This window comes from Streptomyces sp. ISL-12, from assembly GCF_018614415.1.
Classification (GTDB): Bacteria; Actinomycetota; Actinomycetes; order Streptomycetales; family Streptomycetaceae; genus Streptomyces.
The window spans coordinates 26,266-48,300 of sequence record NZ_JAGGOO010000053.1 but is presented as its reverse complement, the minus strand read 5'-3'; the positions used below and the strand labels follow the sequence as shown (position 1 = coordinate 48,300).

At 74.5% G+C, this 22,035-nt stretch carries 20 protein-coding genes and 2 pseudogenes; 11 read left to right on the top strand and 11 right to left on the bottom strand.

The genetic code is table 11. The annotated features are described in order from the left end of the window. A partial coding sequence (locus J7I94_RS15150; protein ID WP_215167603.1) for a hypothetical protein occupies positions 1 to 372 on the bottom strand: 372 nt, incomplete at its 3' end. Between the two features lie 247 nt (positions 373 to 619). On the opposite strand from J7I94_RS15150, the gene J7I94_RS15145 reads away from it, so the two are divergent. Then, positions 620 to 1,906 carry an SLC13 family permease gene (locus tag J7I94_RS15145; protein WP_251075188.1) on the top strand — a complete coding sequence of 429 codons (1,287 nt, stop codon included), beginning with the start codon at positions 620 to 622 and terminating at the stop codon, positions 1,904 to 1,906. Between the two features lie 18 nt (positions 1,907 to 1,924). On the opposite strand, the gene J7I94_RS15140 is transcribed toward J7I94_RS15145, so the two are convergent. Continuing rightward, a complete protein-coding gene (locus tag J7I94_RS15140) occupies positions 1,925 to 2,248 on the bottom strand; it encodes a hypothetical protein (protein ID WP_215167601.1) in 324 nt (107 codons plus the stop codon). A 91-nt stretch (positions 2,249 to 2,339) separates the two neighbouring features. Between J7I94_RS15140 and J7I94_RS15135 the strand changes: the two are divergent. Beyond that, positions 2,340 to 3,201: pseudogene (locus J7I94_RS15135) on the top strand (fructosamine kinase family protein). A gap of 1 nt (position 3,202) precedes the next feature. Here the strand turns inward: J7I94_RS15135 and J7I94_RS15130 are convergent. Continuing rightward, positions 3,203 to 4,861, bottom strand: a complete 1,659-nt coding sequence (locus tag J7I94_RS15130) for a catalase (protein ID WP_215167600.1) — start codon at positions 4,859 to 4,861, stop codon at positions 3,203 to 3,205. Positions 4,862 to 5,181: 320 nt separating this feature from the next. Continuing rightward, positions 5,182 to 5,418 (bottom strand): hypothetical protein, encoded by a 237-nt coding sequence (locus J7I94_RS15125; RefSeq protein WP_215167599.1) that lies wholly within the window; start codon positions 5,416 to 5,418, stop codon positions 5,182 to 5,184. A gap of 173 nt (positions 5,419 to 5,591) precedes the next feature. Here J7I94_RS15125 and J7I94_RS15120 point away from each other — a divergent pair, with 173 nt between their 5' ends. Genes J7I94_RS15120 through J7I94_RS15110 form a run of 3 tightly spaced genes read left to right on the top strand, consistent with a single transcriptional unit; the run spans position 5,592 to position 8,155 of the window. Continuing rightward, a complete protein-coding gene (locus J7I94_RS15120) occupies positions 5,592 to 6,275 on the top strand; it encodes a TetR/AcrR family transcriptional regulator (RefSeq protein ID WP_215167598.1) in 684 nt (227 codons plus the stop codon). Between the two features lie 7 nt (positions 6,276 to 6,282). Beyond that, positions 6,283 to 7,071 (top strand): SDR family NAD(P)-dependent oxidoreductase, encoded by a 789-nt coding sequence (locus J7I94_RS15115; protein ID WP_215167597.1) that lies wholly within the window; start codon positions 6,283 to 6,285, stop codon positions 7,069 to 7,071. A 43-nt stretch (positions 7,072 to 7,114) separates the two neighbouring features. After that, entirely contained in the window at positions 7,115 to 8,155 is a 1,041-nt protein-coding gene (locus tag J7I94_RS15110; RefSeq protein ID WP_215167596.1) for an NAD(P)-dependent alcohol dehydrogenase, read from the top strand. A 146-nt stretch (positions 8,156 to 8,301) separates the two neighbouring features. On the opposite strand, the gene J7I94_RS15105 is transcribed toward J7I94_RS15110, so the two are convergent. After that, a complete protein-coding gene (locus J7I94_RS15105; protein ID WP_374198388.1) occupies positions 8,302 to 9,810 on the bottom strand; it encodes a helix-turn-helix domain-containing protein in 1,509 nt (502 codons plus the stop codon). 110 nt (positions 9,811 to 9,920) lie between these two features. Between J7I94_RS15105 and J7I94_RS15100 the strand changes: the two genes are divergently transcribed. The 4 genes from J7I94_RS15100 (at position 9,921) to J7I94_RS15085 (ending at position 14,033) form a co-directional block, all read left to right on the top strand. Continuing rightward, positions 9,921 to 10,541: an L-threonylcarbamoyladenylate synthase gene (locus J7I94_RS15100; RefSeq protein ID WP_215167594.1), complete on the top strand. Its 621-nt coding sequence runs from the start codon at positions 9,921 to 9,923 to the stop codon at positions 10,539 to 10,541. A 153-nt stretch (positions 10,542 to 10,694) separates the two neighbouring features. Further along, positions 10,695 to 11,450 (top strand): dienelactone hydrolase family protein, encoded by a 756-nt coding sequence (locus tag J7I94_RS15095; protein WP_215167593.1) that lies wholly within the window; start codon positions 10,695 to 10,697, stop codon positions 11,448 to 11,450. Positions 11,451 to 11,567: 117 nt separating this feature from the next. Next, on the top strand, positions 11,568 to 12,413 hold the full coding sequence (locus J7I94_RS15090; protein ID WP_215167592.1) for an MHYT domain-containing protein: 846 nt from the start codon (positions 11,568 to 11,570) through the stop codon (positions 12,411 to 12,413). Positions 12,414 to 12,527: 114 nt separating this feature from the next. After that, positions 12,528 to 14,033: a metallophosphoesterase gene (locus J7I94_RS15085; protein WP_215167591.1), complete on the top strand. Its 1,506-nt coding sequence runs from the start codon at positions 12,528 to 12,530 to the stop codon at positions 14,031 to 14,033. A gap of 3 nt (positions 14,034 to 14,036) precedes the next feature. Here J7I94_RS15085 and J7I94_RS15080 read toward each other — a convergent pair whose 3' ends face one another. Further along, positions 14,037 to 15,014: a TauD/TfdA family dioxygenase gene (locus tag J7I94_RS15080; protein ID WP_215167590.1), complete on the bottom strand. Its 978-nt coding sequence runs from the start codon at positions 15,012 to 15,014 to the stop codon at positions 14,037 to 14,039. Between the two features lie 144 nt (positions 15,015 to 15,158). Here J7I94_RS15080 and J7I94_RS15075 point away from each other — a divergent pair, with 144 nt between their 5' ends. After that, positions 15,159 to 15,989 carry an aldo/keto reductase gene (locus tag J7I94_RS15075; protein WP_215167589.1) on the top strand — a complete coding sequence of 277 codons (831 nt, stop codon included), beginning with the start codon at positions 15,159 to 15,161 and terminating at the stop codon, positions 15,987 to 15,989. Between the two features lie 20 nt (positions 15,990 to 16,009). Here J7I94_RS15075 and J7I94_RS15070 read toward each other — a convergent pair whose 3' ends face one another. The 3 genes from J7I94_RS15070 to J7I94_RS15060 all read right to left on the bottom strand — a co-directional run bounded on the left by J7I94_RS15070 (position 16,010) and on the right by J7I94_RS15060 (position 19,290). Continuing rightward, positions 16,010 to 18,352, bottom strand: coding sequence for a SpoIIE family protein phosphatase (locus tag J7I94_RS15070; protein ID WP_215167588.1), 2,343 nt, complete (start codon positions 18,350 to 18,352; stop codon positions 16,010 to 16,012). A gap of 93 nt (positions 18,353 to 18,445) precedes the next feature. Next, positions 18,446 to 18,913 (bottom strand): peroxiredoxin, encoded by a 468-nt coding sequence (locus tag J7I94_RS15065; protein ID WP_215167587.1) that lies wholly within the window; start codon positions 18,911 to 18,913, stop codon positions 18,446 to 18,448. Beyond that, positions 18,910 to 19,290 carry a DoxX family protein gene (locus tag J7I94_RS15060; protein WP_215167586.1) on the bottom strand — a complete coding sequence of 127 codons (381 nt, stop codon included), beginning with the start codon at positions 19,288 to 19,290 and terminating at the stop codon, positions 18,910 to 18,912. The genes J7I94_RS15065 and J7I94_RS15060 overlap by 4 nt, the downstream gene beginning before the upstream one ends. 180 nt (positions 19,291 to 19,470) lie before the next feature. Here J7I94_RS15060 and J7I94_RS15055 point away from each other — a divergent pair. Beyond that, positions 19,471 to 19,815: pseudogene (locus J7I94_RS15055) on the top strand (MFS transporter); the annotation flags it as partial. A 57-nt stretch (positions 19,816 to 19,872) separates the two neighbouring features. Here J7I94_RS15055 and J7I94_RS15050 read toward each other — a convergent pair. After that, positions 19,873 to 20,967, bottom strand: a complete 1,095-nt coding sequence (locus J7I94_RS15050) for a FecCD family ABC transporter permease (RefSeq protein WP_374198389.1) — start codon at positions 20,965 to 20,967, stop codon at positions 19,873 to 19,875. A gap of 5 nt (positions 20,968 to 20,972) precedes the next feature. Further along, on the bottom strand, positions 20,973 to 22,025 hold the full coding sequence (locus J7I94_RS15045) for a FecCD family ABC transporter permease (protein WP_374198387.1): 1,053 nt from the start codon (positions 22,023 to 22,025) through the stop codon (positions 20,973 to 20,975). Between the last annotated feature and the right edge of the window lie 10 nt (positions 22,026 to 22,035).

Below are 22,035 nucleotides of genomic sequence, written 5' to 3'. Positions count from 1 at the left end.
CACCCCCACCACGCCGTCATCGGTGAGCGCGGCCACGGCTCGGCCCGCCAGCTCCGCGTCGCCCAGCAGGCAGGCCGCCCAGCTCGCCACGGCCTCGTCGACCCAGCTGCGCCAGGCGTGCTCGTCCTGCGCACCGGCCACCGCGTCGTCCGCGCCCGAGATCCAGTCCAGCCGGGCGGAGCCACCGGGCCCCGCCACACCGACCAGCGCGGCGTCCATCGGCGTCGGGTGGCGCAGCCGGGCCGCGACCGTCACGGCCTGGCGGGCCTGCGCCTCGCAGAGCGCGGCGGAGAACGCGCCGCCGTACGCCGGATAGGAGCGCGTCAGCCATTGGGTGGTGGCCGCGATGACCGGGGAGAGTTCTGCTTGCACTGCCGAGCCGTCCGAACGGGTCTTCGATGGGTGGGCGGCGACCACCGTAGCCCGCGACGTCCGGCCCGTTCCGTGGCCCGGATCTCCCCGGCGCCGTGGCGTCGGCCACATCCGTGCCGCGACCTCGGGGGGCGCGGTGTCCGCCGAGGTCGCGGGTGCGATCCTTGGCGGTCGACCGCCGACCGCAGACCGCAGACCGCAGACCGCCGTCACCCGGTCCACTGACCACGAAGCCCGAGGAGAACCGCTGAGTACCGCCGTCCTCTCCGAGGCCGTCCCGGTCGCCCTGCTGCTGGGCGTGCTGGTCTTCGCCGTCGTGCGACCCCGGGGTCTGCCGGAGGCCACGGCCGCCGTACCCGCCGCCGCCCTGGCCGTGGCGCTCGGCGCGGTCACGCCGGACGCGGCCTGGACTCAGGTCCGCGGTCTGCTGCCGGTCGTCGGCTTCCTCGCGCTGATCCTGGTGCTGGCGCACCTGTGCGCCCGGGACGGTCTGTTCGAGGCGGCCGGCACGCTGGTGGCCCGCCGGTACGGCAGCAGCCCGCGACGGCTGCTGGCCGGGGTGTTCATGCTGGCCTGCGCGGTCACCGCCGTACTCAGTCTGGACGCCACGGTCGTGCTGCTCACCCCCGTGGTCCTGGCCACCGCCGCCCGGGCCGGCGCCCCGGCGCGTCCGCATCTGTACGCCGTCGCGCACCTGGCCAACTCCGCGTCGCTGCTGCTGCCGGTCTCCAACCTGACGAACCTGCTGGCGTTCACCGCGAGCGGGCTGAGCTTCTCCCGGTTCGCCGTGCTGATGGCGCTGCCGTGGCTGGTCTCGGTCGCCGTCGAGTACGCGGTCTTCCGCCGTTTCTTCCGCGCCGACCTCGCCGTGCCCGCCCCACCGGAAACCGCCTCACACAAGGCGGAGGAGGCGGAGGAGGCGGAGGGGCCCGCCGTCCCCCGTTTCACGCTCGTCGTGCTCGCCCTGACCCTGGCCGGGTTCGCCGTCACCTCACCGTTCGGGGTGGAACCGGCGTGGGCGGCGCTGGGCGGTGTCGTGCTGCTCGGCGGCCGGGCGCTGCTGCGGCGCCGGGCCACCGTCCGGGAGCTGGCCGGTGCCGCGTCCCCGCTGTTCTGCCTGTTCGTGCTGGCGCTCGGCGTCGTGGTGCAGGCCGTGGTGGCGGGCGGCCTTGCCGACGAGCTGGACCGGATGCTGCCCTCGGGGCACTCCCTGCCGGCGCTGCTCGGGGTGGCGGCGGTGGCCGCCGTACTGGCCAACCTGGTCAACAACCTGCCGGCCGTGCTGGCCCTGCTGCCGCTGGCCGCGCCGGCCGGCCCCGGCCCCGTCCTCGCGGTCCTGATCGGCGTGAACCTGGGCCCCAACCTGACCTACGTCGGCTCGCTGGCCACCCTGCTGTGGCGGCGCGTCCTGCACGGGCACGGCATCGCCGCGGACATCGGCCTCTTCACCCGGCTAGGTCTGATCGCCGTACCGGCCACGCTGGTGGCGGCCACGGTGGCGCTGTGGGTGTCACTGCGCGTCGTCGGCGCCTGAGCCACCCCTCCTACGGGGTCACCACGGCGTGGTCGGGAGGGTGGGGCGGCGGACGGCCTCGGCGGCGTCCCGCAGATGGAGGGCGACGGTGATCAGGGCGCGCAGGGCGGAGGGGCGCAGGTTCTGGGCGCTCTCGGCGGCCAGCACCAGCAGACAGCCCGCCGCCTGCTCCACCACGGAGACGGGGATCTCGAAGTCCTCGTCGTCGGCGCCGCGGAAGGCACGCCACGGGGCGGCGGCACCGTCGATGGCCCGCCGCACCGCGTGTTCGAGGTGCTGCGCGGCCTGCTCGCACACGGGCCGCGGCAGGATGATCGTGCGGGGGAACGCTGAACTGGTCATGATCCCACTGGTCCCCCGCTCCCGGGCCGTTCGATCGGCGTGCGCGGCGGTATTCACCGGGTCGGCGGCTACCCGGATCAGGGTGGCCGCCATGGACGCGACGGACGGCGAGGGGCCCGGGGCCGCGGCGGCGCGGCTCGCCGGGCGGGCGGTGGCGGGCGAGCGCCGGCGGTCCGCCGGGCCGGCCGAGGTCGCCCTCGACGACGGGCGGACGGTGGTCAAGCGGGGCGACGACGAGGCCGCGGTCCGGGCGGAGGCCGCCGGGCTGCGCCGGCTGGCGGAGGCCGGGGCGGTCCGGGTCCCCGCGGTGCGCGGCGCGGACCGGCGCCGGCTGGTCACCGGCCTGGTGGCCGAGGGCCCGCCGGACGTCCGGGCCGCCGAGCGGTTCGGGCGGGAGCCGCGCTGCACGCCGCCGGAGCTGCCGCGTTCGGCGCCGCGCCGCCCGGCGGGCCGGAGGGGGGTACGTCGGACGGGCGCCCCTGCGCAACGCCCCCGGCACGGACTGGACCGGCTGGTACGCCGAGCACCGGGTGCTGCCGTATCCGCGCCGCGCGGTCGACGACGGCACCGTGCGTGCCGCGGAGGCCGCTGACGTCGAGCGGGTCTGTGCGCGGCTGCCCGAGCCGGCCGGGCCGCCGGAGCCGCCGGCCCGGCTGCACGGTGATCTGTGGAACGGCAACGTGCTGTGGGGCGCCGACGGCGCGGTCCGGCTCATCGGCCCGGCGGCGCACGGCGGGCACCGGGAGACCGATCTGGCGATGCCGCGCCTCTTCGGCGGCCCGCACCTGGCGGCCGTCCTCGACGCCTACCACGGGGCGGCGCCGCTCGCCGCGGGCCGGCGGGAACGGGCCGGCGTGCACCAGCTGTTCCCGCTGCTGGTGCACGCCGTGCTGTTCGGCCGGGGCTACGCCGAGCAGGCCGTCGCGGTGGCCCGGGCGGCGCCGCGGCGCTGACTCACCGGGTCACGACGTGCCGCTCGTTGGGCACGCAGTGGGTCATGGTGAGGCCCTCGACGTCGCGCGGCGGGTTCTTGCCGAGGTTGGACAGCCGCTTGCGGTCCTCGTCGGTGAGGTCCTGGCTGGCCAGCGGCTCCAGGCCCGCCACGTCCTCGGGCGAGATGCCGAGTCCCTCGCCGACCCGGAGTCCGAGGTCGTTCTCGACCAGCAGGAAGTGCCACACCATGCGCTCCTGCACCGGCCGGTCGCACTGGGAGAGCAGGTTGACGAAGTTCTTCACCAGGTCGTCCCGCTCCCACTGTTCCATCAGGCAGTAGCGCTGGCCGGCCTGGAGGTAGTCGTTGGTGCGCGGGATGCGCTTGCGGGTGACCCGGCCGCGGATCTCCGGCCCCTGCTCGTCGTGGGTGGGGTACTCGGCCTCGCGCAGGCTGCCGTCGGTGATCGACGGTTCGTAGTTGACCGACGGGTTCTCGCCGCCGTCGATGTGGTACGCCATGAAGCCGTCGCGCTGGTTGGTGCGCACGGTGGCGTTCTTGGCCTGGTTGACCGGGAGCTGGAGGTAGTTGGGCCCGACCCGGTAGCGCTGGGTGTCGCTGTACGAGAAGGTCCGGCCGACCAGCATCTTGTCGTCGGAGAAGTCCAGCCCGTCGACGAGGACGCCGGTGCCGAAGGAGATCTGCTCGTTCTCCGCGAAGAAGTTCTCCGGCATCCGGTTCAGCACGATCCGGCCCACCGGTTTGGGCGGGAACTCCTGCTCGGGCCAGGTCTTGGTGTCGTCCAGCGGGTCGAAGTCCAGCTCCGGGTGGTCGTGGTCGTCCATCATCTGGACGAGCAGCTCCCACTCGGGGTAGTCGCCGCGCGCCACCGCCTCGTAGAGGTCCTTGGTGGCGTGGCCGGTGGAGTCCGCCTGTACGTTGGCGGCGTCCTCCTCGGTCATGCTGCGCACGCCCTGCTTGGGCATCCAGTGGTACTTGACGAGCTTGGTCTCGCCGGCCTGGTTGACCCACTTGTAGGTGTTGACGCCGAAGCCCTGCTGGTGGCGGTAGTCGGCCGGGATGCCGCGCGGGCTGAACAGGTTGACCAGCATGTGCATGCACTCCGGGGTCTGCGACATGAAGTCGAAGATGCGCCGGGGCTGCTGCTCGAAGGTGACCGGGTCGGGCTTGAGGGCGTGGATGACGTCCGGGAACTTGATGGCGTCCCGGATGAAGAAGACGCCCAGGTTGTTGCCGACGAGGTCCCAGTTGCCGTCCTCCGTGTAGAACTTCACCGCGAAGCCGCGCGGGTCGCGGGCGGCCTCGGAGGAGTCGCGTCCGCCGATGACGGTGGAGAACCGCAGGGCGATGTCGGTGCGCTTGCCGCGCTCCTGGAACAGCTTGGCCCGGGTGTACCGGTCGATCGGCTCGTCGCCCCAGGCGCCGTACGCCTCGAAGAAGCCGTACGCGGTCACCCCGCGGGCGTGGACGACGCGCTCGGGGATGCGCTCCCGGTCGAAGTGGCTGATCTTCTCCAGGAAGTGGTAGTTCTCCAGCGTGGCGGGCCCGCGGGCGCCGACCGTGCGCTGGTTCTGGTTGTCGTAGACCGGGTGTCCCTGCCGGTTGGTGAGCACCTTCCGGTCGTCGCCGGGAGCGGGACCCTGGCTCGATACGTCGGTCATTTTCCTTCGGCTCCTTCGACTCGTGGCCGCCGCGGGCCGTGCGCGTGACGAAGCGGCGGCCGTCGGCCGGTCGCGTGGACGTCCCGGGTACCCGGCCGCGCGGGGTCGCTCACCTGTGACCTTGACACGGCCCGAAGACCCCCGCGACCGGCCGGACAGGGCCGAACGGCGCATCGTGGACCGGGTCGTACGACCACCTCCGGTCCCCGGCCCACCGCCCGGGGCGGCGACGAGACACTCCGATGGCCGCCTCCGTACGGACCCCGACGGGCCCGGCCACCGCGTCTGTCACGGCGGCCGGACCCGGGGGCGTGCCGTCGTCAGCCCTGGGCGAGCCGGGCGCGCAGCAGTTCCTTGCCCAGTTCGGCGCCCTTGCGGCTGTCCGCCTGGGCCTTGCGGAACAACTCGGCGACCTCGGTGTCCTTGTCCCGCTCGGCGTCCTGGATGTACGTCTCCAGGCGCAGCGCGTTGTTCAGGCACGACTCGACGTACCAGATGAGGTTGTAGTCCTTGTCCTGCGTACCGGTCACGCCGCCGGTCTCCGCTCCGCTGGTCATACGGGCCTCCACTTCACGCGTCGGTTCGGCCAGAGCCTTCTCAGGACCCTCTTCGGTGCGGCCGGGTACCCCTGCCCCGCGGCGGCACACGGCCGACCGCCGGCACCCCCTTACGAAATGTCTCAGCAGGACACATGTCCCACTGGGACATTTTCGGGTGTACCGTGAGACGTATGACGGCAGCGAAGCCCACGGACACCCCCGGCGCGACCGGTGCCCCCGACGACCGGCGCCGGCGCAAGGCGCGGCAGACCAGGGACGCGCTGTCGGCCGCCGCCCGCGACCTGATCCTCGGCCAGGGGACGGCGGCCACGACCGTGGAGGCCATCGCCGAGCGCGCGGACGTCACCCGGCGCACCTTCAGCCGGCACTTCGCGGGCAAGGAGGACGCCGCCCTGGACTTCGTCCGCCGCGACGGCGACCGGATCAACGCACTGCTGCGGTGCCGCCCGGCCGACGAGCCTCCGCTGCTGGCCTACCGCAGGGCGGTGCACGCCTGGCTGACCGACCCGGACGACCCGCCGCGGCAACTGCGCCCGCGGATGCGGCGGCTGCTGGCCCTGGTCGACAGCGAGCCCGCCCTCTTCGGCGCCTACCAGCGCATCCGGGTCGACGCCCAGGAGGAGTCGATCCGCATCGTCGCCGACCGGCTCGGCACGGACCCCGCCCGTGACGTGCGCCCGGCCGCCGTCGTCGACGCCGCCGCCGGAGTCCTGGTCGCCGCACTGCGCGTCTGGGCCCGGACCGGCGACCAGAACTCGGGAGCCGCAGACCTAGCCGCCCTCGTGGAGCGGGCCTACGACGCCCTGACCTCGGAGATCGCGGCCGCGGTCCCCGACAGCACCACGGAAGAGTGAGAACACCATGAACACTGCGGGCACCACCCCCGTCACCGACTACGCGTCCGAGTTCGCCGGCCGCACCGCCCTGGTCACCGGCGCCGCCTCCGGCATCGGCCTGGCCACCGCCCGCCGCCTCGGCGCCGGCGGCGCCAGGGTCGTCGTCGCCGACTACAACGCCGAGGGCGCCGAGAAGGCCGCCGCCGACCTGAAGGCGGAGGGCGTCGAGGCCGCCGCCGTCACCCTCGACGTGACCAGCCCCGAGTCCGTCGAGGCGGCCGTCCGGTTCGCCGTCGACACCTTCGGCTCCCTGGACCTGGCCGTGAACAACGCCGGCATCGGCGGCCCCAGCGCCCCCGTCGGCGAGTACGACATCGATGCCTACAGCCGCGTCGTGCGCACCAACCTGGACGGCGTCTTCTACTCGATGCGCTACGAGCTGCCGGTCATCGAGGCCGCGGGCAAGGGCGGCGCCATCGTCAACGTCGCCTCCATCCTCGGCAAGGTCGGCTTCGCCGGCTCCTCGGCGTACGTCGCCGCCAAGCACGGCGTGGTCGGACTGACCGAGACGGCCGCCGCCGAGTACTCCGCCAAGGGCATCCGGATCAACGCGGTCGGCCCCGGCTTCATCGAGACGCCGCTGCTGAAGACCATGGACCAGGACGCCTACGACGGTCTGGTCGCCCTGCACCCGGCCGGCCGGCTGGGCACCTCCGAAGAGGTCGCCGAGCTGATCGCCTTCCTGCTGTCCGACCGCGCGTCCTTCATCGCGGGCAGCTACCACCTGGTCGACGGCGCCTACACCGCCGTCTGAGTCCCGCCCACGGGGGAGACAACAGAGCGAAGGAGTTCCGACCATGAAGGCTCTGCAGTACCGCACCATCGGGGCACCCCCCGAGGTGGTCACGGTCCCCGACCCGGAACCCGGGCCCGGCCAGGTGCTGTTGAAGGTCACCGCCGCCGGGGTGTGCCACTCCGACATCGCGGTGATGGGCTGGCCCGCCGAAGGCTTCCCGTACGGGCTGCCGCTCACCCTCGGCCACGAGGGCGTCGGCACCGTCGCCGCGCTCGGCGCCGGGGTCACCGGCCTGAGCGAGGGCGACGCGGTCGCCGTCTACGGCCCCTGGGGCTGCGGCGCGTGCGCCAAGTGCGCGGAGGGCAAGGAGAACTACTGCCTGCGCGCCGACGAGCTGGGCATCCACCCGCCGGGGCTCGGCCGCCCCGGGTCGATGGCGGAGTACCTGCTCGTCGACGACCCCCGGCACCTGGTCCCGCTGGACGGCCTCGACCCGGTCGCGGCGGTGCCGCTGACCGACGCCGGGCTGACGCCGTACCACGCCGTCAAGAAGTCCCTGCCGAAGCTCGGACCGGGCTCCACCGCCGTGGTCATCGGCGCCGGCGGTCTCGGGCACGTCGCCATCCAGCTGCTGCGCGCGCTGACCTCCGCCCGGGTCATAGCCCTCGACGTCAGCGAGGACAAGCTGCGCCTGGCCCGTGAGGTCGGCGCCCACGAGACGGTGCGCTCCGACGACAAGGCCGTCGACGCGGTCCGGAAGATCACCGGTCCGGTCGGCGCCCAGGCGGTGTTCGACTTCGTCGGCGTCGCGCCGACCGTCCGGACCGCGGCGGGTGTCGCGGGCGTCGAGGCCGACGTCGCGCTGGTCGGCATCGGCGGGGCGCCGTTCCCGGTCGGGTTCGGCCTGACGCCGTTCGAGGTGTCGGTGTCGGCGCCCTACTGGGGCAGCCGCGGCGAGCTGATGGAGGTGCTGGCACTGGCCCGCGCGGGAGCGGTGTCGGTGCACACCGAGACGTACTCCCTCGACGACGCCCCGCTCGCCTACGAGCGGCTGCACGAGGGCAAGGTCAACGGCCGCGCGGTGATCCTGCCGAACGGCTGACCACCGGGAACACGGAGGCGCGACCGGTCCCCCGTTCCGGTCGTGCCCCCGCGTCGTCCCCCGTGGTGTCCCCCGCGGTGTCCGAACCTAGGGGGCGGCCCGGCCGCTGTGAAGCGTGCCGGTGCCCGCTGTCCGGCCCCGGGGACTCACCCGTGCACAGGTGAGTCCGGATGGTCCGCTTTCGTGCCGCACAGCGCCGGACGTTCGAGGTCGCCCACGGCCAGATGGGCCAGGACGACCTCGTACAGGTCACCGCCGCCGGCCAGCAGCTGCCGCTCCAGGACCGGTTCGGCGCCGCGGACGTGGTCGCGCACGGTCTGCGGGTGCAGGCCCAGCGTCCGCGCGGTCCGCTCCGCGTTGCCGCCGGCCGCGATCCAGGTGCGCAGGGTGCGCCGCAGGTTGCGGGGGTCGGGCTCCAGCCGGCCGAGGAGGTCACCGGCCCAGGCGCGCGGCGCGGGCTCGGTCAGCAGCTCGGTGAGGCAGGTGCGGCCGGGCCGCCCGGCGTCCCGGTCGGCGGGGTGCGGGTCGAAGCCGGCCTCGGCGTTCAGCGCGAGGTGGGCGGTGGCCCGGACGGTCAGGTCGGTGAAGTCCGTGCCGAGCAGCGCGGCGACCCGGTCCATGCGGGCCCGGACGGTGTTGCGGCTGATGCCGAGTATCTTGGCCGCGTTGACGGCGGTGAACTCCAGGCCGAGCCGGGTGGTGGCGAGCAGTTCGGCCCGGGTGTGGTGCGGCAGCCCGTCCAGGGGGCGCAGTGTCCGAGCCGTCCAGCCGCGCAGCGCCGTCGGCTCGATCAGCCGCTCGGGAGAGGTCCGCTCGGCGTACACGGCCGCCCGCTCCGGGCGGATCCGGGCGACGGCCAGGGCGCTGACGGCCTGGCCGTAGGCGGTGGCCGTGCGCACCAGGCTCTGCCGGACACTGCCGCCCAGCAGGACCCCGGGGTGCCGCTGGACCAGGGCCCGCAGTTCGTCGCCGGTGCTCTCACGGGGCGCCACCACGATCACATGGCCGTCCATGGCGGGGCAGCGCACGACGAGGGCGCCTTCCCGGGTGGCGTCCCGGCACTCCCGGGCGAGCCGGTCGCGCCGGTCGGGGTCGGTCTCGACGACGTAGACCCTGGCCGTGTCGGTGTCGAGCAGTCCCGGCCAGAACCCCGCGGCGACCCGGCGCGCGGAGACGATCTCCTCCACCATCAGCAGCTGCAGGATCGCCAGGCGCAGGTCGGAGGTGGCCCGCTCCAGCCGGTACCCCGCCTCGGCCGAGGCGCGGGCGGCCAGCAGCAGGGCGAGCGCCCGCCCGGTGTGCGCGACGATGCTGGAGGCCGTCCGGTCGAAGGGCGCCTCGCGCGCCACCGCGAGCACGGCCGCCGGCTCCGTGCCGCCATGGTCCACGCGGACCAGACGCAGGTGGCGCCCGGCGTCCTCGAAGGCCGCGGAGGCGATCCGGCCGGCGGTGAGGTCCCGCACCAGGTCCTCGTCCGGCTCCACCGGGGCGCCGGCCAGCAGCCGCCCGGTGCCGTCGCGCAGTGACACGGCCGCGTGCAGGGCGCCGGCCAGCCAGTCCACGACACCGCCCACGTCGTCACCGGCCGGTTTCAGACGGCCGAGCAGCTCCTCCGCCCACCGCACGTGCCCGCTGTCCTCGTCCCGGCCCGCCACGTCGTCCCTCTCTTCTCGTCTTCTCGGGTGTTCGGTCTCCCGCCCCATCATCCCGGCCGGACGGCCGGGGCGGGCCGGGCGGGGCGGGGCCGGGGGCTTAAGCTCGGCGGATGGCGAAGTACTTCGACGTGCACCCCGACAACCCCCAGCCGCGCAGCATCGCGCAGGTCGCCGACAGCGTCCGCTCGGGCTCGCTGATCGCCTATCCGACGGACTCCTGCTACGCGCTGGGCTGCCGGCTGGGCAGCCGGGACGGCATCGACCGCATCCGGTCCATCCGCAAGCTGGACGACCGGCACCACTTCACCCTGGTATGCCAGGAATTCGCGCAGCTCGGCCAGTTCGTACGGATCGACAACGATGTGTTCCGGGCGCTGAAGGCGTCCACGCCCGGCAGCTACACCTTCATCCTGCCCGCGACGCGCGAGGTGCCGCGGGTGCTCCAGCACCCCAAGAAGAAGACCGTCGGTGTGCGCATCCCCGACCACGTCGTCACCCAGGCCCTGCTCGCCGAGCTGGGCGAGCCGCTGCTGTCCAGCACGCTGCTGCTGCCCGACGAGGACGAGCCGCTGACCCAGGGCTGGGAGATCAAGGACCGGCTCGACCACGTGGTCGACGCGGTCGTCGACTCGGGGGAGTGCGGCACCGAGCCGACGACGGTCGTCGACTTCTCGGGCGGCGAGCCGGAGATCGTGCGCCGCGGGGCGGGCGACCCGACGCGCTTCGAATGAGCGGGTAAAAGACGGTTCAAGCGCAGGTCACGGGGGCTTGCCGGGCGCGGGGGGCACGTCCGCCCCGGGGACCGGACGTGTCACGATGATCTCCGGTCCGCCCGTGCCGCGGGCGGCCGTGTGCCGACGTCACCGCAGAGAGGCAGCCCAGCCATGACCGCCGTACAGGGAACCGCTGTCGACATCCCCACCGAGGACGGCACCGCCGACGCGTATCTGACGCGTCCCGACGACGGGCGGGCGCATCCCGCGGTCCTGCTCTACATGGACGCCTTCGGGCCGCGCCCGCAGCTGCGGTCCATGGCCGACCGGCTCGCCGGGGCCGGTTACACCGTCCTGGTGCCCAACGTCTTCTACCGGCACGGCCGGGCGCCGGTGGTGGAGCTGCCGGAGTTCATCGACCCGCAGGCGCGGCCGGAGATCTTCCAGCGGCTCGGCCCGATCATGCAGTCGCTCACCCCGGACCTCGCGATGCGGGACGCGCGGGCGTACCTCGACTGGCTGGCCGCGTGCCCGGAGGCGGCCGACGGGCCGGTCGCGCTGACCGGCTACTGCATGGGCGCCCGGCTCGCGCTGTACACGGCGGGCACCTACCCCGACCGGGTGGCCGCCGCGGCCGGCTTCCACGGCGCCGGACTGGCCACCGACGACCCGGACAGCCCGCACCTGCTGGCCGACCGGATCACCGCCGAGGTGTACTTCGCCCACGCCGACCAGGACCACGCCATGCCGCCCGAGCAGCAGGAGCGCCTGGCGGCGGCGCTGACCGGGGCCGGCGTCCGGCACCGCTGCGAGGTCTACGCCGGCGCGGCGCACGGGTACACCCAGGCCGACACCGCCGCGTACGACGAGGCGGCGACCGAACGGCACTGGACGGCCCTGCTGGACCTGCTGAAGCGGACGTTCTGAGGGAGTCGTTCCGGAAGAGGACGTTTCACCTCGCCTCCGGAAACCCTTGCAATTGCACGACCGGGCCCCGTAGAAACCTTCCTGCACCGCATGCCATGACTTCGGGGGGGGTGGCTCATGGAAGGCACGGTCGACGGGTTCCGGTACGGGCTCGTGACGCCGGTGGCGGCCTATCTGATGGCCTGCCTGGGCGGGGCGCTGGGGCTGCGCTGCACGGTGCGGACGCTGCTCAGCCCCCAGTCCTTCAAGGCGGGCTGGCTGGGGCTGGGCGCGGCCTCGATCGGCTGCGGGATCTGGACGATGCACTTCATCGCCATGCTGGGTTTCCGCGTCGAGGAGACCCGGGTCCGCTACGACGTCCCGCTCACCGTGCTCAGCCTCCTGGTGGCGGTCGTCGTGGTCGGCGTCGGCGTGTTCATGGTGGGCTACCGCGGTACCGGGCCCGGCACGCCGGCCCTGGCGGGCCTGGTCACCGGGCTGGGGGTGGCCGCCATGCACTACCTGGGCATGGCCGCGCTGCGGCTCGACGGGGACCTGAGCTACGACGTCCTGACGGTCGGGCTCTCCCTGGTGATCGCCGTGGTGGCGGCGAGCGCGGCGCTGTGGGCGGCGGTCAGCGTCCGGGGCTTCCTGGCGAGTCTGGGGGCCAGCATGGTCATGGGCGTCGCGGTCTCCGGGATGCACTACACGGGGATGGCCGCGGTCGGCGTCCATGTGCACGGCACCTCGGGCGGCACCTGGGACGGCGACTCGCCGGCCTCGCTGCTGCTGCCGATGCTGCTCGGCCCGGCCGTCTTCCTGCTGCTGGCCGGGGTGGTGGTCATGTTCGACCCGCTGCTGGTCCTGGGCGAGGGTGACCGGAACCGCGCTCCGGTGCCGTCCGGACGGGCGGCACCGCACGGCGGGGTGCCGTACGCGTCGGCCGGCTCGCGCCCGGACTCCTCGCCGTCCCGGCGGATTTGACGGCAGGTTTCCCGGCAGAGTCGTCACCGTGCGCGCGAACTCGGCCGTGTCCGGCCGCCGTTGACCGATCATCCCGCCTCCTGCCCGGCCGGCGGGCGTTGTTACGGTGCCGGGATGGCTGATTCCTCACGTGACACCGCGGAAGGCGCCGGCTGGGGTGCCGCGGAGCGCGGCGCGTACCGGCGGCTCATGCCGGAGCGGGTCGAGAAGATCTCCTGGCTGGACCCGCGGATGCTGTGGGCCGCCCGCAACGGCGTACTGGCCTCCTGGTTCGGTGATCCCACGGGCCGTACCCGGGGACGCTGGGTGGCGCAGCGGGCGGCGGCCGGGGCCCCTGCCGACAAGGTGATCCGCCGGGACGACCCCGACCGGTTCTCCTTCCTGGTCATCGGCGACACGGGAGAGGGCGACGATCCGCAGTACGCCGTCGTGCCGGGGCTGCTGCGGGCGGGCGGGGACACCCGGTTCGCCGTGCTCGCCAGTGACGTGATCTATCCGGTGGGCAGCGCCGACGACTACGGCCCCAAGTTCTTCCGCCCCTACCGGGACTACCGGGCACCGATCTACGCGATACCCGGCAACCACGACTGGTACGAGGACCTCGGCGGCTTCATGCGGGTCTTCTGCGGCGACGCCCCGCCGCTGCCGCCGGAGCCGGAACCCCGGCCGCTGACCCGCGCCTGGCTGCGCTCCCTGCTGTGGCACCGGCCGCGCCCGGACGACGGCCGGCACCTGGCGGAGGCGCGGCGGCTGCGGTCGGCGCCCGAGCAGCGGGCCGTCCAGCCGGGACCGTACTGGGCGATCGACGCGGGCCCGGTACGCGTCGTCGGCATCGACACCGGGCTGCTGGGGACCGTCGACGCCGAACAGGGGGCGTGGCTGCGCGAGGTGTCCCGGGGACCGCGGCCGAAGATCCTGGTCACCGGCTCCCCGCTGTACGTCGACGGGGAGCACCACCCGTGCCCCGTCGAGGGCAGCGGCACCGTCGACGACATCGTCCGGGACCCGGCCCATCACTACGTCGCGGCGATCGGCGGTGACATCCACAACTACCAGCGCTATCCGGTCGACGTGGACGGCCGCACGATCCAGTACGTGGTCGCGGGCGGCGGCGGTGCCTTCATGCACGCCACCCACACCATCCCCCGGGTCTCGGTCGGCGGCGTCACCGAGCGGGACTTCCGCTGCTACCCGCTGCGCGGCGACTCCCTCGCCTTCTACAGCGCGCTCTACGGACGCCGCCTGCGGCTGCGCCGCTTCCTCACCCTCACCGAGGCCGAGGCGACCGCCGTGATCGCCGAGCGGCTCGGCATCGGGCCGACCCGCGCCCAGGGGGCCGGGGCGGCGCGGGTCACCCGGCGGGTCCGGCTGGTCGCCGGGCTGCTGGGCACCGGGCGGCGGCCCGAGAAGAGGAAACGATTCCGGCTGCCGGTGCGCAAGATCTACACGCAGCTCTTCTCACCGGGTTCGGCGACGTACAGCCCGCCGTTCTTCAAGTGCTTCCTGCGGCTGGACGTCACCCCGGAGGCGGTGCGGCTGCGCTGCTTCGCCGCCACCGGCAACCGGGCGCAGGAGACCGACCCGCCGGTCGAGGACGAGGTGACGATCCCGCTGGTGTGACGGTCACCAGCGGCCCGGCGCGCTCCCGGTGAGCGGTTCGGAGGGGCGGCCGTCGACGCCCACGGGGATCTCGCCGTGCAGCATCACCCGGTGCATGACCCGGGGGTGGTCCAGGTGGGCGTTGTCGCTGGGCGCCAGGTGGATGGTGGCCCGGTTGTCCCAGAAGGCGACGCTGCCCGGCTCCCAGCGGAACCGGACGGTGTACTCGGGCCGGGTCGCCTGCTCCAGCAGCAGTTGGAGGACCGCCGCGCTCTCCGGGCGGGACAGGCCGGTGATCTGCTCGACGTAGTAGCCGTTGACGTACAGCACCCGCTCCCCCGTCTCCGGGTGGACGCGGACCAGCGGGTGGACGGTGGCGATCTGGTGGTCCAGCAGGCGGCGGAGGTAGGCGTCGTCGCCCGGGCGGGGCTGGTAGCCGACGCCCAGGCGGTGCTCGGCGCGCAGTCCGTCGGCGAACGCGCGCAACGGGGCGGAGAGCCCGGCGTAGGCGGCGGCCAGGTTGGACCAGGTGGTGTCGCCGCCGTACGGCGGTACGGTCTCGGCGCGCAGGATGGTCGCCGCGGGCGGGTCGACGCGGGCGCCGTGGTCGCAGTGCCAGCCGCGCAGCAGGGTGTGCCGGCGCCGGGCGAGCCACTCGTCGTGCTCCATGCCGAACCGGCCGCCCAGCTCCAGCCGGTCGGCGGTCGTCTCGACCTCCGGGACGTCCGGCGGCGACGCCTTGCCGCGCCGGGGCAGGACGACCGGTTCGCCGAACCGGCGGGCCAGGGCGACGTGCGCGGCGTGGTCCAGCCGCTGGTCGCGGAAGAACACCACCTTGTGACGCAGGACGGCGGCCCGCACGGCGGCGACCTGCGCGTCGGTGAGGTCGCCGGCCAGGTCCACGCCGGTGATGTCGGCGCCGATGTGCCCCGCGGCGGGCCGCACCTCGACCCCCGTGTCCCGCTGTGCCGTCCGCTCCGCGCCGCCCCTGTCCGTCGTCATGCCAAAGATCGTGACAGCCCGCGCCGGGTATGGCGAGAGCGCCTCGGGAACTTCCCGGACCGCGACGCCGGGTTGATCACCGCGGCGCCGTCCCGGAGGCTGGAAGCGCCATCCGTTCCGTACGCAGTCGAGAGAAGGTCTCCCGTGAGCAGCATCCCGGCACACACCCTCAACGACGGCACCGCGCTCCCCGCGCTGGGGCTGGGCACCTGGCCGATGGACGACGCCGAGGCGCGGCGGGCGGTCGCCGAGGCACTCGGCCTGGGCTACCGCCTGATCGACACCGCGGCCAACTACCGCAACGAGACCGGAGTCGGCCTCGGCGTGACCGACGCCGGCGTGCCCCGCGAGGAGATCGTCGTCACCACCAAGCTGCCCGGCCGCCACCACGGCTACGAGGAGACCCTCGCCTCCTTCGAGCAGTCCCGCGCCCGGCTCGGCCTGGACTACGTCGACCTGTACCTGATCCACTGGCCGCTGCCCCGCGTCGACCGGTACGTCGACTCCTGGAAGGCCATGATCAAGCTGCGCGAGGAGGGCCTGGTCCGGTCGATCGGCGTCTCCAACTTCACCGCCGGGCACATCGAGCGGTTGGAGAAGGAGACCGGCGTGCTGCCCTCCGTCAACCAGATCGAGCTGCACCCGCTCCTCCCCCAGGACGAACTGCGCGCCTTCCACGAGGGCAAGGGCATCCGCACCGAGAGCTGGAGCCCGCTGGGCCGGGGCAGCGACCTGCTCGACGACCCGGCCGTCGCCGCCGTGGCCGGCGCCCACGGGGTGACCCCCGGTCAGGCGGTGCTGCGCTGGCACCTCCAGCTCGGCGCGGTGCCGGTCCCGAAGTCGGCGGACCCCGGGCGGCAGCGGCAGAACCTCGACGTCTTCGGCTTCGAGCTGGACGCGGACCAGATGCGGGCGATCGCCGACCGTACCCGGCGGCGGATCGGCGGTGACCCGGAGACGCACGAGGAGTTCTGACGCGGTGGAGAGCCGCGCGGTCAGCCCTGGGGGAGCGACTGCTCGGCCCAGATGGTCTTGCCGCCGCCGGTCGGCCGGCTGCCCCAGCGCTGGGTGAGCTGGGCGACCAGCAGCAGCCCCCGGCCGCCCTCGTCGTAGGCGTGCGCCCGGCGCAGGTGCGGTGAGGTGGAACTGGCGTCGGAGACCTCGCAGATGAGGCTGTGGTCGCGGATGAGCCGCAGCTGGATGGGGGGTTCGCCGTAGCGGATGGCGTTGGTGACCAGCTCGCTGACCACGAGTTCGGTGACGAACGCGGTCTCCGCCAGGCCCCAGGCGGCCAGCCGTTCCATGACGGAGGTCCGGGTGGCGGCGACCTGCGCCGGGTCGGGGGTGATGTTCCAGGTGGCGACCTGCTCGGCCCCCAGCGCCCGGGTGCGGGCCAGCAGCAGGGCGATGTCGTCGCGGGGGTCCTCGGGCATCACGGCCTTGAGCACGCTGTCGCACAGCTCGTCCAGCGAGGGCACGGACGCGGTCAGGGCGTGGCAGAGCTCGGCGGTGGCCTGGTCGAGGTCGCGGACGCGGTCCTCGATGAGGCCGTCGGTGTACAGGGCGACGACGGAGCCCTCGGGCAGCTCCAGTTCCGTGGCCTCGAAGGGCAGGCCGCCGACGCCGAGCGGCGGCCCGGCGGTCATGTCGACCAGCCGCGCGCTGCCGTCGGGCAGCAGGACGGCGGGGGCGGGATGCCCCGCGGCGGCCACGGTGAGGCGGCGGCACACGGGGTCGTAGACGGCGTAGAGGCAGGTGGCGCCCAGCTCGGCGGCCTCGTCGCCCTCGCCGCCGGCGGCGAGGTGGCTGACCAGGTCGTCCAGGTGGGTGAGGAGTTCGTCGGGCGGCAGGTCGACGTCGGCGAGGGTGCGGACGGCCGTGCACAGCCGGCCCATGGTCGCCGAGGACGGGATGCCGTGGCCGACGACGTCGCCGACGACCAGGGCGACCCGGCAGCCGGAGAGCGGGATCACGTCGAACCAGTCGCCGCCGATGCCGGCCGCCGACCCGGAGGGCAGGTAGCGGTGGGCCACCTCCACCGCCGCCTGTCCCGGCAGGCCGGTGGGGAGCAGGCTGTGCTGGAGGGCCAGCGCGGTGCCGCGTTCCCGGGCGAAACGGCGGGCGTTGTCCACACAGACGGCCGCCCGGCTGGCGAGTTCCTCGGCCAGGGCCACGTCGTCGCCTACGTACGGCTCCCCGGGCGCGCCGCGGGCGAGCAGCACGACCCCGAGGGTGGTGCCGCGGGCCCGCAGGGGTACCGCCAGGGCCGAGCGCAGGCTCCGGCGCCAGGCGCGGTTGTGCGGGGCCTGCTCGTTGCGCAGCCGGATCCAGCGGTCGAAGTCCGGGTCGCCCGGCCCCCTGAGCACCGCCCGGCCCTCCCGCAGCGCCTGGGCGGCCATCGAGTACGTCGGGTGGACGATCCGTTCGCCCAGATGGGGGGTGGGCCGGGGATAGTTCTCGGTGGCGGAGCGGTGGGCCACCCGGCGCAGCGAGACGTCCGTGGCCGACTCCACGACCGGCTCCTCCGTGCCCAGCACCCAGTCGAGCAGGTCCACGCCGGCGAAGTCGGCCATGTGCGGTACCAGCAGCTCGATCAGTTCCTCGGCGGTGCGGACCACGTCCAGGGTGGTGCCGATGCCCGCCGCGGCCTCGTTCAGCAGGGCCAGCCGCTGCCGCGCCCGGTGCTGCTCGGTGGTCTCCAGCCCGGCCATGGCGACGGCGGCCACCGCGCCGGACGCGTCGCGCACCGGCCACATCTCCACCCGCCAGGCGTGCTCGCCGAGCGGGGAGGAAGCGGGCGTGAGGGTCTCGTAGCGCGCGGGGCGGCCGGTCTCGGCGACCTGCCGCAGGTACTGGTGGAAGCCCGGGCCGTCGGCGTCGATGCCCTCCATGATGTCGGAGAGCCGGCGCCCGAGCAGCTGCTGCTCCGTGGTCCCCAGCAGCCGCAGCGCCGTGTCGTTGGCGCGCAGGTACCGCTGCGCGACATCGTGCACGGACATCGACAGGGACGACTGCTGGAAGGTCTCCCCGGTCAGGGCGAAGGTGCCCTCGCCCGGCCGCTCGGCGGTGACCACGTACCCGCCCGGTGAGCCGTCCGCCGTGAGCAGCGGCAGGGCGCGCAGCGTCAGCGCCACCGCTGAGCCGTCCCGGTGGCGCACCAGGACCGTGCCCGACTGGGCGGACCCGGCACCGGGCTCCGCGTCCTGGGCGAGCAGGTCGCGCGCGTACCGGCCCACGGCCTCCTCGGCCGGGTACCCGGTCAGCCGCCGGGCACCCTCGCTCCACCCCGTCACCAGGCCGTCGGTGTCCACGATCGCCGCAGCGGAGGCGTGCTCCATGCCGTCCAGGATTAACCCTTTACGTCCCGCTATCAACCGCTGCGGATCCGAGAGCGCCGTCCGGGGCGGTCACGGGCGCCGCCGGCCGGTTCCTCAGGAGCGGTGAGCGCGCAGGGCCGCCAGGGCCCGGTCGGCGTGCGCGGCCATGCGCAGTTCGCTGCGGACGACGTCCAGCACCGTACGGTCCTCGGCGATGACGAAGGTGACCCGCCTGGTCGGGGCGAGGGTGAAGCCCCGCCGTACGCCGAACCGCTCGCGGACCGTGCCGTCGGCGTCGGACAGCAGGGGCATGCCGAGCGCGTGCCGGCCGGCGAACTCCCGCTGGCGGTCCACGGGGTCGCCGCTGATGCCGACGGGCCGGGCGCCCACGGCGGCGAACTCGGCGGCGAGGTCGCGGAAGTGGCAGGCCTCGGCGGTGCAGCCGGGGGTGAGCGCGGCCGGGTAGAAGAAGAGCACCACCGGGCCGTCGGCGAGCAGACCGGTCAGGCTGCGCTCGGTGCCGGTCTCGTCCGGCAGCGTGAAGTCGGGGGCGGTGTCGCCGGGCCCCGGGCGCCCGCTCATGCCGCGTCCCGCGCGTTCCGGGCGACACCGCGGGCCCACAGCACCAGCGGCAGTTGCAGGGGCAGCCGTCCGTACGCGGTGGCCTTCTGGGGCGTGGGGCGGTGCCGCCAGTCGACGGCCATCTTGACGTTGGCGGGGAAGACGCCGACGAAGAAGGCCGCGGCGGCCCGGGCGGCGGCGGGCCGGGTGCGCGGCAGGGCGATCCCGGCGGCCAGCGCCAGTTCGACGGCACCGCTGACGTACGTCCAGGCCCGGGGCGTGCCCGGCAGGCCGCGCGGGACGATCTCGTCGAAGCGGCGGGGGTCGGCGAAGTGGGCGGCGCCCGCGGCGGCCAGCAGGCCGGCGAGCAGCAGGGGCGAGCGTTCGGACCGGGACACGGTTCCTCCTCCGGGGGGCCTGGCGCGCGATATTACTCGACGGTAAGCACGGTGGGGGCGGCGGGTCGGGCGGGGTGTCGGCGGTGCCGGTGGCGGGCGGCGGGCGGAGTGCCGACGACGCCAGTCACAAACAGCGAGCCCCGAACGGAGTGCCGACGACGCCAGTCACAGACAGCGAGCCTGACCGTCGTCGCGGTCACCGGGGTGGTCCTCGTACCGGGCTGGGCGGTGTACCTGTTCGTGGCGTTGACCTCGGCGGGGCTGTACGTGCCGTTCTCCCTGCACATCACGCTCGGCGAGGACTTCCCGCCCCGGCGGACGGGCACCGCCAGCGGGGTGACCCTGGGCCTGGCGGTGAGCGCCGGCGGCCTCGCCGCGCCGGCCCTGGGCGCCCTGGCGGACGAGGCGTCCTTGCGGACGGCGCTGCTGCCGCTGATCGCCCTCCCGGCGGTGGGACGGCTCCTGCTCCGCGGGCTGCGGGAGCCGACCGCGGTACGGAGAAAAGGCGAGGTGCGGGGTGCGTGAGGTTTCCCGTGCCGTCGGGGGGCGCACCCCGCACAGACCCTCGCACCCCAGCCCCGCTCAGAGGCGGGCCCCGCGCCGCTCCCCCCGCAGCAGCCACGCCAGGTACGCGCCGCCGGCCACTCCGGTCAGGACGCCGACCGGCAGCAGGGCCGAGCCGGTCGCCCGCTGGGTGGTGAGGTCGGCCGCGGTGAGCAGGAGGGCGCCCATCCAGGCGGCGGGCAGGACGTTGGGGCCCGCGGCGCGCGTCACCCGGCGTGCCAGCTGCGGCGCGGCCATGGCCACGAACGGGATCGGCCCGGCCGCCGCGACCGCCAGCGCCGTCAGCCCCGTGCCGGCGCTCAGCAGCACCAGGCGGCTGCGCTCCGGCGGCACCCCGAGCGCGGCGGCGGTGTCGTCGCCCATCTCCAGCATGGTCAGGCGCCGTGCGTACACCAGGACGACCGGGCCGAGGGCCACGACGCCGAGCGCCGCGATCCATACGTCGCTCCAGTCCCGGGCGTTGAGCGAGCCGATCGTCCAGCTCGCCGCCTGGGCCGCCTTGCCGATGTCGGCGCGCAGGTACAGGAAGCTGGTCACCGCGCCCAGCACCGCGGAGGCGCCGATGCCGACGAGGACCAGCCGGTAGCCGTGCACCCCGCGCTTCCAGGCCAGCAGATAGACGGCGGCGGCGGTGGCGAGGCCGCCGCACACCGCGCCGACGGCGGTCTGCGCCGTGCCCGCGTCCAGGATGATGATGGCGACGAGCGCGCCGGCCGAGGCCCCGTTGCCGAACCCGATGACGTCGGGGCTGCCGAGCGGGTTGCGGGTGAGCGACTGGAACACCGCGCCCGCCATGCCCATCCCGAACCCGACCAGCGCGGCCACCAGCGCGCGCGGCAGTCTGAGGTCGAGCACCACGAACTCGGCGCCCGGCGGGCCGTCGCCGAAGAGGGTGCGCACCACCTCGGCCGGGGACAGCGCGTAGGTCCCGGTGCCGATGGCGAGCACCATCGCGAGCGCCGCCAGCGCGGCCAGCACCGCGCAGACCAGTACCGCCCGGGGGTCGTACCGCACCGACCAGCGCCCCGCGCGCAGCAGTCCGCGCCGCGGGTGGGCCCGGGACACCGTCGCCTCGCCGTCCCGCTTCTTCTCGTGCCGCTGCCCGGCCCGCACGACGCTCACAGCTGGGCCACCTTCCGCTGCCGTACCAGATGGATGAAGAGGAGCCCGCCGAGGAACGCGGTGACGGTGCCGACCTCGATCTCCGACGGCGGCACCACGATCCGGCCGACGACGTCGGAGACGAGCAGCAGCACCGGCGCGAACACCGCGCAGTACGGCATGAGCCAGCGCGGGTCGGGTCCGCAGAAGGCGCGGGCGGCGTGCGGGATCATCAGGCCGATGAAGCCGATCGGCCCGCACACGGCGGTCGCGCCGCCGCACAGCAGGGTGATGGCGACGACGGAGAGCACCCGCACGCGGCGCACCCGGGTGCCGAGGGCCAGCGCGTGGTCCTCGCCGAGCGCGATCGCGCCGAGCGGCCGGGCCAGCGCGAAGGCGAGCAGCGCGCCGGCCGCGAGCAGCGGCGCCACGGTGAGCAGCAGGGACACGTCGCGCTTGGCGAGCGTGCCGACCGACCAGTACCGCATCTCGTCCAGGGTGCTCAGATGCCACAGCGAGAGGCCGTTGACGTAGCCGAACAGGGCCGCGTTGACGGCGGTTCCGGCGAGCGCGAGGCGGACCGGGGTGGCCCAGCGGCCGCCGCCGAGGGCGTTGACGGCGGTGGCGGCGACGGCCGCGCCGGCCAGGGCGAACCACAGGTACCCGGTGAACGAGGTGATGCCCAGGACGCCGATCGCGGTGACCACGGCGGCGGACGCGCCCGCGTTGACGCCGAGCAGGCCGGGGTCGGCGAGCGGGTTGCGGGTCAGGGTCTGCATGACCGCGCCGCCGAGGCCGAGGGCCGCGCCGACCGCGACGCCGATGAGGGTGCGGGGCAGTCTCAAGTCCCGCACGATCGCGTCGTTCTCGGTGCCCGAGGGGCTGAACAGACCGGACCAGACCTGGTCCAGGGGTATCCCCTTGGCGCCGACGGCCAGCGACAGGGCGGCCGCCGCGACCAGCAGCACCAGGCCGAGCAGCAGACCGGCCGGGCGCACCGCGGCCCGGCCGCGCGGGGTGCGGGCGCCGGGCGCCGTGTCCGGCGGGGCGGGGGCCGTCGCGGCGCTCACGGGGCGGCCG